Source organism: Methylobacterium ajmalii (assembly GCF_036448855.1).
GTDB lineage: Bacteria > Pseudomonadota > Alphaproteobacteria > Rhizobiales > Beijerinckiaceae > Methylobacterium > Methylobacterium ajmalii.
In genome coordinates this window covers 1-11,322 of record NZ_JAZFXT010000035.1, presented here as the reverse complement: position 1 = coordinate 11,322, position 11,322 = coordinate 1, and the positions used below count along the sequence as shown (strand labels likewise).

General features: G+C 73.3%; 6 protein-coding genes. 4 read left to right on the top strand and 2 right to left on the bottom strand.

Translation table 11 applies throughout. The features are described 5' to 3' along the window. The 3 genes from V3T34_RS16550 to V3T34_RS16540 all read left to right on the top strand — a co-directional run. Nucleotides 1-929 (top strand): HlyD family type I secretion periplasmic adaptor subunit (locus V3T34_RS16550; protein ID WP_331369240.1); only part of this gene is annotated, 929 nt, incomplete at its 5' end. A 161-nt stretch (nucleotides 930-1,090) separates the two neighbouring features. Next, the gene (locus V3T34_RS16545; RefSeq protein ID WP_060846050.1) at nucleotides 1,091-2,041 is read left to right on the top strand and encodes a class I SAM-dependent methyltransferase; all 951 of its coding nucleotides are present in this window, start codon (nucleotides 1,091-1,093) and stop codon (nucleotides 2,039-2,041) included. A gap of 247 nt (nucleotides 2,042-2,288) precedes the next feature. Continuing rightward, a complete protein-coding gene (locus V3T34_RS16540) occupies nucleotides 2,289-4,538 on the top strand; it encodes a TonB-dependent siderophore receptor (RefSeq protein ID WP_305079732.1) in 2,250 nt (749 codons plus the stop codon). 31 nt (nucleotides 4,539-4,569) lie between these two features. Here V3T34_RS16540 and V3T34_RS16535 read toward each other — a convergent pair whose 3' ends face one another. Both V3T34_RS16535 and V3T34_RS16530 read right to left on the bottom strand, forming a co-directional pair. Then, nucleotides 4,570-8,229: a glycosyltransferase family protein gene (locus V3T34_RS16535; RefSeq protein ID WP_305079731.1), complete on the bottom strand. Its 3,660-nt coding sequence runs from the start codon at nucleotides 8,227-8,229 to the stop codon at nucleotides 4,570-4,572. An 11-nt stretch (nucleotides 8,230-8,240) separates the two neighbouring features. Next, nucleotides 8,241-9,209 carry a CgeB family protein gene (locus V3T34_RS16530; RefSeq protein WP_305079730.1) on the bottom strand — a complete coding sequence of 323 codons (969 nt, stop codon included), beginning with the start codon at nucleotides 9,207-9,209 and terminating at the stop codon, nucleotides 8,241-8,243. Between the two features lie 330 nt (nucleotides 9,210-9,539). On the opposite strand from V3T34_RS16530, the gene V3T34_RS16525 reads away from it, so the two are divergent. Beyond that, a partial coding sequence (locus V3T34_RS16525; protein WP_305079729.1) for a PAS domain-containing protein occupies nucleotides 9,540-11,322 on the top strand: 1,783 nt, incomplete at its 3' end.

The following is an 11,322-nucleotide window of genomic DNA, read 5'->3' as shown; positions in this document are numbered from 1 at the left end:
TCGGCCAGTACGTCACCACCCGGGACGCGTTCGAGGCGCAGCTCGCCGAGAAGGTCGCGACGCAGGAGCGCTTCACCGCCAGCATCGCGGCGCGGATGCGCCTCCAGGCGGTGCTCAAGGAGCGCGCTGACATGCGCGAGACCCTGGTGGCGAAATCCGCCGGGACGCGCGCGGCGGTAATCGACGCGGTGCAGCAGGTCGAGCAGGTCTCGGCCGACCTCGCCTACGACCGCGGGCAATTGACCGAGGCCAAGGCCGGCGCCGTCTCGCTGCAGCGGCGCATCGCCCAGCTCACCAGCGAGACGGTGGCGCGCCAGTACCAGGCGCTGACGGAGGCGGCGCAGAAGCGCGACGCCCTGGTGCAGGACGTGGTGAAGGCGACGCTCAAGCGCGAGCGCACGGCGCTGAAGGCGCCGATCTCCGGCACGGTGCAGCAGCTCGCCGTGACGACGCTCGGCCAGGTGGTCACCGCCGGCCAGCCGCTGATGGTGGTGGTGCCGACCGACGGGCCGATCGAGGTCGAGGCCCAGGTCCAGAACAAGGATATCGGCTTCGTCCTGCCCGACCAGGAGGCGGTGGTGAAGATCGACGCCTTCCCGTTCACCCGCTACGGCTCGATCGAGGGCAGGGTGGTGCGGGTGTCGCGCGACGCGGTGGACGACCGCGAGGCGGGGGGCGGCAGCGACGCCCTGTCGGTGGCGCGCGGCCAGGGCCTCAATCCCGTGACGGGCATGCCCAAGACCCAGAACCTGATCTTCCCGGTGACGGTGGCGCTCTCTCGGACGGTCATCAAGGCCGACGGCAAGGACGTGGCGCTGACCCCGGGCATGACCGCGACGGTGGAGATCCGCACCGGGCGGCGCCGGGTGATCGACTACCTGCTCTCGCCGGTGCGCGAGACCACCGCGACGGCCGGGCACGAGCGCTGAGGGCGCCGGCCGGCGCGCCGGGCCTTCCTTTCGCCGGACAAACCCCGCAAGGGAGGGATGAAGACCGGGCTCTCGTCCGTCTCATTCCTTGGTAAGGCCGGGTGATCTTCGTCGTGCGCGGTGCGGGCGGCCGCCGGCCGCGATCCGCGAAAAGGCCGCCGATGTCCCCCTCGCTCCACCTCGTCCGGCACGCCGTGCCGTTCACCGGCTACCCGTACCGGGGCGAGGCGATGGCCTGCAACCTGTGCGGCGGCACCGGGACGCTCGTCGTGGCCGAGACCGACCGGCGGCTGAAGCGGCTGCGCTCCGTCGCCTGCACGGAATGCGGCCTGATCCGCACCGACCCGATGCCGACGCAAGCCGAGCTCGGCGCCTACTACGCCTCGGCCTACCGCGCCGCCTACCAGTTCGCCCTCGGCAAGCGCCCGCCACGCCACCACCTCAACCGCTCCCGGCGCGAGGCGGCGTTTCGTGCCGACCTGCTCGCGCCCGCCCTGCGGCCCGGCGCCCGGGTGCTCGATTTCGGCTCCGGCTCGGGCGAGTTCCTGGCCGCCGCGCGGGAGCGGGGCGCGACCGTGACGGGGGTCGAGCCCGGCCTGTCCTATGCCGCCTTCGCGCGCGAGGAGCACGGCGCCCGGGTGCTGGACCGCCTCGATGCCCTGGCGCCCGACGAGATCTTCGACGTCGTCACCGTCCACCACGTGCTCGAGCACCTGCGCGACCCGGTCGACACCCTGGAGCGCCTCGCCGCCCGGCTGGCGCCCGGCGGAGTCCTCTACGCCGCGGTGCCCAACATGGCGGCGACCGGCAAGCCGCCGCACGAGCGCTTCCACTTCGCCCACGTCCACGGCTTCGTGCGCGAGACCCTCGACCGGGCCGCCGCCCGCGCCGGCCTGGCGCCACATCCCGAGTACTGGCGCGAGGACACCACCGCGGTCTACCGGCGCGACCCCGCCGCCGCGCGGGCGCCGGCCCGGACCGACCTCGCCCGGGCCCTCGCGGCCGCCCTCGCGCCGGTGAGCCCCGGCGCCTACATCGCGTCCGGCGCCTGGCTCCGCCCGATGATCCGCCGCAACGCCAAGGCGATCCGCGACACCTTCGCGTCCCGCTGACGGGCGGCGCGACCGCGGACAAGCCATCGCCGCCGACCTGGAGCGGGCACGCTCCGGGCAAGCGGTCGTTGCGGATTTGCCACGGGCCCTAACAACTGCCGCGCGATCCGGAAATCCCGGTTCGCGAGCCGGCAACGCATGCTAAAAACCCTATTAGGAACAATAACTTAGTATCATTCTAAAGAACGGCGCCAGCCCGGGCGGGTCTCTCCCCGGGGCTGGGAGGCCGTTGCCCGAAGGTCTCGACATGCGTGCCCAGCCCAGCGCTCCCGTTCCGCCCCGTCGCCGCGTCGTCGCGATGCTCGCCGCCGGCGTCTCCCTCCTCGGGCTGACGGCCGGCTCGGCGGCAGCCCAGGAGGCGACGCCGCCCCGGCAGGGCGCGGCGGCGGGCGGCGCGATCCAGCTCGAGGCGATCGACGTCGCGGGCAACGGCACCCGGCCCGCGGCCGCAATCGTCGCGGCCCGGCCCCAGGAGGATCCGCGCGGCCCGATCGATGGCTACGTCGCCAAGCGCACCCTGACCTCGACCAAGACCGACACTCCGCTGATCGAGACCCCGCAATCGGTCACCGTGATCGGGCGCGAGCAGATCGACGCCCTCAAGCCGCAGCAGGTCGGCGACGCGGTCGCCTACTCGGCCGGCGTCTTCGGCAACGTGTTCGGGCCCGATCCGCGGGTCGACTTCTTCCTGATCCGCGGCTTCACGGCGAACGACACCGGCCTGTACCGGGACGGCCTGCAGCTCTTCAACTACGGGTTTGCCGCCTACAAGGTCGACACGTTCGGGCTGGAGCGCATCGACGTGCTGCGCGGCCCCGCCGCGGTGCTGTTCGGCCAGGGCGGCCCCGGCGGCCTGATCAACCTGATCAGCAAGAAGCCGCCCGTCGACCCCCTGCGTTACATCGAGGTCGGCGGCGGCTCCTTCGGCCAGAAGTACCTCGCCTTCGACCTCGGCGGGCCGGCCGACAAGGACGGTCATTGGTTCTACCGCCTGACCGGCATCGGCCGGCAGGGCGGTACCCAGGTCGACGGCCTCGACGAGAATCGCGGCTACATCGCCCCGACCGTCACCTACAAGCCGGACGGCGCCACCACCTTCACCCTGCTGTCGAGCCTCCAGTACGACGATACCGGCCGCCTCAATGCGTTCCTGCCGTATTACGGCACGGTGCGGCCGACGGTGCTCGGCCTGCGCGTCCGGCAGAGCGACAACGTCTCGGATCCGTCCAACAATACCTACCGCCGCATGCAGGCCAACATCGGCTACGAGTTCGAGCACGTCTTCGACGACACCTGGACCTTCCGGCAGAACCTGCGCTACGCCTTCAGCGACTCGCTCGACGACGCGTTCCTGGGCGGCCTCGGCTATGCCGACGCCAACCAGACCCAGATCGCCCGCTACCGCTTCCGCGCCGCCTCGCGGGCGCGCCTGTTCAACGTCGACAACCAGGCGGTGGCCCGGTTCGACGACGGGCTGTTCAGGCACACGGTCCTGATGGGCCTCGACTACAAGAACTTCCAGCTCAACGACAACCAGGCCACCGGCGGCTTCGCCGGGGTGCCGGTCCCGAACTTCAATATCATCACGCCGAATTACGGTGCCCCGAGCGTCCCGGTCGCGCCCTATCTCGTCAACTACGACGTGTTCCAGCAGCTCGGCCTGTACTACCAGGACCAGATCAAGCTCACGCCCGAGCTGACCCTGGTCGTGTCCGGCCGCGGCGACTTCACCTCGAACGAGGTCAACAACCGGCTCGCCAGCACCCAGACGCGGCAATCGGCCAACGCGTTCACGCAGCGCTACGGCCTGATCTACAACTTCGACTTCGGCCTGGCGCCCTACGTCAGCTACGCGACCTTCTTCAACCCGCAGGTCGGCACCAACTTCTTCAGCCAGCCGTTCAAGCCGACCACCGGCGACCAGTTCGAGGCCGGCATCAAGTACGAGATCCCGGGAGCGAACGCCTTCCTGACGGTCGCGGCCTTCGACCTCGCGCTGGCCAACTCCCTGACCTCCGATCCGACCAACCCGCTCAACCAGCTCCAGCTCGGCGAGACCCGCTCGCGCGGCTTCGAGGCGCAGCTGGTGGCCAACATCACCAAGGACTTCAACGTCGTCGCGTCGTTCACGAGCTACAACCTCGAGATCACCAAGGGCGACGTCGGCGCCATCGGCCGGACCCCGACCAACACGCCCGAGACCCTGGCCTCGATCTTCGCCGACTACACCATCCCGACCGGCGACTGGGCCGGCTTCGGCTTCGGCGCGGGCGTGCGCTACGTCGGCCGCTCCTTCGCCGACGTGAACAACACCCTGACGGTGCCGGAGCGGGCCCTGTTCGACGCGGTGGTGCATTACAGCCGCGACAACTGGCGCTTCGCCATCAACGCCGCGAACCTCGCCGACAAGCGCTTCGTCTCGTCGTGCCAGTCGGTCAACGCCTGCTTCTACGGCGAGCAGCGCCGCATCACCGCGAGCCTGAGCTACAAGTGGTGAGGCGAGGGGCGGGGAGGCGGCTCCCCGCCCGTCACGCCGGATCCGGCATCATCCCGGCGACGTGGCCGGGAAAGCCCGGCAGGGCCACCGCCCCGCGCTCGTAGACCTGGAACACCCGCAGCATCCCGTCGCGGATCGCCTCGCGGGGCAACAGGATCTCGAACCCCGCATTCAGGGCGTCGGCCTCCTTCAGGTGCGCCGCCACGTCCTGCCGTGCGAAGCACTCGGCGACTATGTACCGGCGCTGCCCCCGCGCGCCCCAGCGGGCGATCCAGGCGAGCGGCCGCCCGCGTCCCGGCACGAAGCACCAGCCCGAGACCGCGACGGTAGGGCCGAGCAGGTCCGACGTCTCGCCGGTCACCACGGCATCGAGGTTCGGCCGGGTGCGCAGCTTCGGGATCCAGGCCCGGCGCAGGGCCGGCGGCGCCGCGGCGGTGACGAGGCAGGCGCGGGTGGAGGGCGCGACGAAGAGCGTGGCGCCGGTCTCGAACAGCTCGGCCCCGGGCCGCTCCGCCCCACGATCGTCCTCGATCGCGACCGAGAGCCGGTAGGGACCGGGCGCGAGGTCGCGGGCCTGCGCCTCGGCGCCGGCCCGCATCGTCCCGTCCTGCTCGCGCCCGACCGCCCGGGTCCAGGCGGCCCCCTGCGGGCCTTCGAGCACCAGGACGGGCTGTCCCGTCCCGGCGCCCGCCGGCAACGCGACCTCGATGCGGGTGAGGCCGCCCTGGCGCGCCACCGGCACGCCCTCGACGAGCGGGAGCCCGTGACCCGTCACCGCCGCCCGCACCGCGTTCCGGCGCAGGGGAAAGTCCGGCAGGCCCGGCCGCCACGGCGTGACGGGCCCTGGCGGGGCGAATCCCGCAGCGGTGAAGCGCGCGACTCCCTCGGCGACCGCGAGGTGGTCGGAAAAGACCTGGACGAGGTCGACGGTGTGGAGGCCCGCCACCAGGCCGGCGGTACGGATCCGGGCCGCGAATCCGGCCTGCTCGGCCCGGCCGGTACCGAACCGGCCGGCGAGTTCCGGACGGCGCTCGGGCAGCGCGGCGACGAAGCGCGTGGCCGCGCCGGAGCGCAGCCGCAGCCAGGTCTGGATCGGCCGTGCCGCGTCGGGCCGCCAGAGCCAGCCGCGCAGGGACAGGCTGTCGCCTGCCGCGCAGGCACCGATCCGGCCGGGCAGCCGCTGGCCGTCGGCGACGAGGTCGGCGATCTCCCAAAACAGGGTCGGATCGTCCGGTACCAGCGGCCGCTCGGGCAGCAGCGCCACGGCGGGCGGCAGGGCGTCGACGATCGCGCTCGTCTCGTCGGTCCCGTCCCAGACGATCGTCGGGTCGGTCCAGTCCGGGTTGTTGAGACGCAAGCCGAGATCGAGGGCCGAGAGGGTGAAGGGCGCGGCCGGCGCGTCGGGGACCGCATGCGGCACCGGCCGGGCCGCGATCAGCTCGCGGTAGAGCGCCCCCAGGGCGGCGGCGTGCCCGGCGACCGTCGGGAAGGTCTTTCGGCGGATCGCGGCGCGCAAGGCGGCGACGAGGTCCGGGTCGTGGGCGAGCCGCCGCAGGGCCTGGCGCACCGCGCCCGCATCGCCCGGCGGCACCTTGAGCCCGTCGACGCCCTGCGTGACCCGTTCGCCCGGCGCGCCGAGATCGGTGACGATCGGGATCAGTCCCGCCCGCCACGCCTCGGTGAGCGAGATCATGTAGGTCTCGGGCCAGAGCGAGAGGTGGAGCGACACGTCGCAGCCGGCGAGAAGCCCCGGCACCTCGTCGCGGGTGTAGCCGCCGCGCAGGTGCAGCCGCTCCCCGGCCATCGCCTCGAAGGCCGCGACGAGGTAGCTCTCGACGTAGCCGAGCACCTCGAACACGATCGCCTCGCCCTCGGTGATGCGCACGAGCTCGAGCAGCGTGCGGGCGCCCTTGTGGTCGACGACGTTGCCGAGGACCGCGACCCGCAGGGCAGGCCGGGCGTCGGGCCCGCGCGCCGGGAGCGGCGCGCCAGGGCCCGAGCCGGCCGGCCCGGCATCGATCATCTCGATCATCGCGACCCGGGCCGGTGCCTCGGGGTAGAAAGCCCGGACATAGGCGGCGGTGGCGGGCGTGCTGGCGACGAGGGCGTCGACGCTCCCGAGCATCCGCGCCACGAACCCGTCCCGGCGTGCCTTCGAGCCGGGTGGCAGTCCCTCGGTGCTCGACAGGCATCCGTCGCATGCCCTCTCGCCGCGGTGCACGACGTCGCAGAAGACGCCGTGCTGGTTCATGAGGGTGAAGCGGCTGCAGATCAGGAAGAAGTCGTGCAGCTGCATCACCGCCGGCACGCCGTGGGCCCGGGCGATCGTCGGCAGGCTCAGCGGCAGGCCGAGGAGGTGGTGGACGTGGACGAGGTCGATGCGCCGCTCGACCAGGATGCGCTCGACCAGCGCCTCGATCTCCGGGCTGGCGAGCAGCCGCTCCGCCGGCGGGATCGGCAGCGCCTCCGAGGTCTCGCCCTCGTCGAGGCGCAGGACCCAGGCGTCCTCCTCGAAGGAGGGGTAGAGGAACAGGACCTCGAACCCGTCGAGGCCGGCATCGAGCGCGTCCGCGAGCTGTTCCTGGTAGAACTCGACCCCGCCGCCCTGGCGCCGCCCGGCCCGGTTGTGGGTGACGAAGAGGAGGCGGGGCTTCCTCGCGCCGGGAAGGGGGCTCGTGTCGTTCGCCGACGGCGGGGCCGTCGCGGTCTCGCGTTCCCGCACCGCCCGCAGGATGACGTCGACCCGGTGGTCGTAGAGGTGCCCGGCCAGGGTGCGGGCACGGGCGCGCTCCGCCATGGCGATCCGGCCCTCCGGATCGGCCAGCAGGGCGGCGAGCGCCTCCACGGCGTCCTCCTCGGCGCAGGCCCGGATCTCGCGGTCCGGCGCGTAATAGGCGAAGGTCTCGGGGTCGGCGCCGACGACGAGCTGCGCGCCGCCGGCCAGCGCCACCTCGAACAGCCGCGGCGGCGGCGTCGTGCCCGAGGCCGCCTCGCCGGCGCCGGCGGTGAAGACCCGCGGCAGGGTCAGCACCACCCGGCTGGCATGGGCGAGCCGCGCGAAATCCGCGTTGCCGCAGCGCCAGTCGACGACGAGGTCGTCGCGCACCAGCACCGGCGGGGCCAGGTAGGCGTTCGCCGGCAGCGCGATCTTCGCCTTGAGGTCGCGCGGCAGGCCGGCGAGGATCCGGTTGAGCGTCGCCACCCGGTTCGGCCAGGCCGTGCCGACGAACAGGAGATCGTAGCGGTAGGCCGCGTCGTCCCGCAGGACGGGCAGGTTCTGGAACAGGGTCGTGGCTGCCAGGGGCAGGTGGCGGGCGCCTGCCCCGTAGCGGGGCAGCGAGCCGCGGTCGTTGGTGAAGACGAGGTCGAAGCAGCCGGCGAGCCGGGCGTTGGCGGCAGCGAGATAGGGGTCCTCGGTCGTCCACAGCGCGCTGGTGCCGGCGAGCGCGCAGAGGCGGCGCAGCAGGGCGTGATGGCGGCTCGCCCCGCCGAGGGCGAGGACGAGGTCGAACCGCGCGTCCTGCGCCAGCGCCACCGCGTCGGCGTGGGTCGCCCGCACCACCCGGGTGACGGCGGGGTGGCGCGCCAGGGCGTCGGCGACCGCGAGCGCGATGTAGGCGTTGCTGGTGCGCGGCTCGGTGTCGAGGAGCAGCACCGAGAGGGGCGCGCGGGCGGACCGGGAGGGGGGCATGGGAGTGTCCGTCACGCGGCCATCGCCGCCAGGATGGTCTCGGCCCGGTGGCGGTAGGTGTGGGCGTCGAGCACCCGGGCGCGGGCGCGCTCCGCCATCGCCAGGAAGGCGGCGGGCTCGCGGTGGGAGCGGGCGATCGCCTCCGCGATCTCCTGCACGTCGTCGAAGAGCAGGATCTCGCGGCCCTCGTCGAGGTAGTCCAGGATCTCGAGGCCGGCGGTAAAGCAGAGCTGCGGGGTGCCGGCCAGCGCCGCCTCGAACACCCGCGGCCCGGGCGTCGAGGCCGGCAACCGGTAGCGCCGGTTGGCGATGTCGAGGTCGCGGCCGACCGCGAGGACGAGGCGGGCCGCGCTCGTCCGGTCGGCCATCGCGGCCGCGCTCAGGCGGGTGTTCTCGGCAAACGCCAGCGAGGCCGGCCAGCCCGCGCCGAAAACCTCGACCCGGTGCCCCGACAGGCTCGGCTGGGCGCGCTCGAGGAGGGCGATCCGGTTGGGAAAGGCCGCGCCGCAGAAGAACAGGTCGAGGGTCCGCTCGGCCATCGGCCGCACCGGCCGCAGGTGCGTCCGGCGGCAGGCGGCGAGCGGCAGGTGCGAGACCGAAGGATGCCGGTAATGCGGCAGGGCCCAGCGGTCGTTGGTGAAGAGGTGGTCGGCCAGGGCCTCGGCCCGGGGCGCGTAGTCGAACTCGTAGGGGTCGTCGTGCAGCCAGAAGGCGAGGCGGGCCCCCACCCGCCGGGCGCTCCGCGTCAGGGAGCGCAGGGGCGCGGCCTCCACGGCGACGCTGCCGAGGCCCACGACGAGGCTCGGGCGAAACCCCGCGATCGCCTCCTCGGCGAGCTCGAGCGGGCTGTCCCGCACCGCGCCCGCATCGAGCACCTCGGCGAAGCCGTCGCGCAGATAGGCGCGGATCGCCGCGTTGTGGTTGACCGCGTCCGGGCTCAGGCTCGTGACCAGGACCTTCGCGGAAGCTGTGGGGCGCATGCGGACCGGTCGGGAGGAGGGGGCGGATGATGGCGAAACACGCAAATGCCGCCGAGATCAAGGCTCTGCCCTCGCCGCGTCCTCCCCGCATCCCCGGGGGCGGGGCCGGGTGCGCGTTCCCGACGGGCGATCCGGAGCGCGCCTCGAGCCGCGATCCGCCGGTTCCCCGCCGCGGCCGGAGCGTCGGCATCGGCGACACGCCCCCGCGCGCGTGGTAGCGTCACCCATCATGACCGTCCTCCCGCTTTCGTCACGTCACCCCGTCGCGTCCCCGCGCCGGCCCACGGCCCTTGCGCGGCCCGTCCTGCGCGGTCTGCCCGGATGAGCGACGTGACGCCGGGACTGGATTACCGCCGCCTCTTCGACGCCTCGCCCGAGCCCTGCCTGGTCCTCGATGCCGAGGGCCGCATCCTCGCGGCGAACCGCGCCTATCGCGACGCGGCCGGTGGGCGCGACGACCTCCCAGGACTGCGCCTGCACGAGGTCTTTCCCGCCGAGGCCGCCCTCGTCGGGCCGATCGAGGCCTCGCTCGCCCGCGCGCTCGCCACCGGGCGGCCCGACGCCCTGACGCTGCCCTATCCGGGTCGCACCGGCCCGGACGGCGCCCCGGCGGGGCGCTGCCGGCGCATCACCCACAGCCCGGTGCCGGGCGCCGACGGCGCGGCCCCCATGGTGCTCCACCGCGTCGGCGAGCCGCTGGCGGCCGACGACGGGGCAGGGCGCCCGGCGCTCGATCCCGCGGCCGGCCTGGAGGCGGACGGCGACCTGCGGGCGGCGCATGCCCGGCGGGACCTCGTCTTCCAGCAGATGCCGGGCTTCGTCGCCGTGCTGCGCGGGCCCTGCCACCTCTTCGAGTACGTCAACGACGCCTACGTGGCGATCGCCGGGTCGCGCGACTTCCTCGGGCGCACCGTGCGGGAGGTGTTTCCCGAACTTGCCGATCAGGGCTTCTACGAACTCCTCGACACGGTCTACCGCACCGGCCGGCCCTTCGCCGCCCGCGCCCTGCCGATCCGGCTCGGCCACGAGGAGGCCGACCGGGCGATCGACCTCCTGTACCAGCCGCTGCGGGACGGGAAGGGCACGGTCACCGGCATCTTCGTCGGCGGCTACGACGTCACCGAGCAGGTCCGCTCCCAGGCGGCGCTGCGCGACAGCGAGGAGCGCTACCGCACGCTGCTCGACAGCCTCGACGTCGGCTTCTGCATCCTCGAGATGAAGTTCGACGAGGCGGGCCGCGCGATCGACTACCGGATCGCCGAAGCCAACCCGGCCTTCGCCCGCCAGACCGGTGCCGACGTGGCGGGCCTGTGGGTGAGCGAGTTCGCCCCCGATCTCGAGCGGCACTGGTTCGACACCTACGGCCGCGTCGCGCTCACCGGCGAGCCGATCCACTTCGAGAACCAGGCCGACGTGTTCGGGCGCTGGTTCGACGTGCGGGCGCTGCGGATCGGCGATCCGGCGCAGGCGCGGGTCGCGGTGTTCTTCAGCGACATCTCGGACCGCAAGCGGATGGAGGAGGCGCTGCGGGTCCTCAACGCCTCGCTCGAGGCGCAGGTCGCCGAGCGCACGGCCGAGCGCGACCAGATCTGGCAGGCCTCGACCGACCTGTTCTGCGTCGCCAGCTTCGAGGGCCGCCTCGTCAGCCTCAACCCGGCCTGGACGGCGCTCCTCGGCTGGAGCGTGGGCGAACTGCTCGGCCGCCCGTTCCTCGATTTCGTCCACCCGGACGACCGCCCGGCGACGAAGGCCGCGGCCGAGGCTCTCGCCCGCGGCGAGCCGCAGCCGAACTTCGAGAACCGCTACCGGCACCGCGACGGCTCCCACCGCTGGCTGTCCTGGAACGCCGTGCCCCGGGACGGGCGCATCTACGCGACGGTCCGCGACGTGACGGCGGTCCGGGCCCAGGCCGCCGCCCTGGCCCAGGCCGAGGAGGCCCTGCGCCAGTCGCAGAAGATGGAGGCGGTGGGCCAGCTCACCGGCGGGGTCGCCCACGACTTCAACAACCTGCTCACGATCATCCGCTCGTCGGTGGATTTCCTGCGCCGGCCCGAGCTGCCGGAGGCGCGGAAACGCCGCTACCTCGACGCGGTGTCCGACACGGTGGACCGGG

Bases quoted from the DNA above. Each gene is read 5' to 3' on its own strand.
- V3T34_RS16535 (WP_305079731.1), bottom strand. From the start codon at position 8,229: ATGCCCCCCTCCCGGTCCGCCCGCGCGCCCCTCTCGGTGCTGCTCCTC.
- V3T34_RS16530 (WP_305079730.1), bottom strand. From the start codon at position 9,209: ATGCGCCCCACAGCTTCCGCGAAGGTCCTGGTCACGAGCCTGAGCCCG.
- V3T34_RS16545 (WP_060846050.1), top strand. From the start codon at position 1,091: ATGTCCCCCTCGCTCCACCTCGTCCGGCACGCCGTGCCGTTCACCGGC.
- V3T34_RS16540 (WP_305079732.1), top strand. From the start codon at position 2,289: ATGCGTGCCCAGCCCAGCGCTCCCGTTCCGCCCCGTCGCCGCGTCGTC.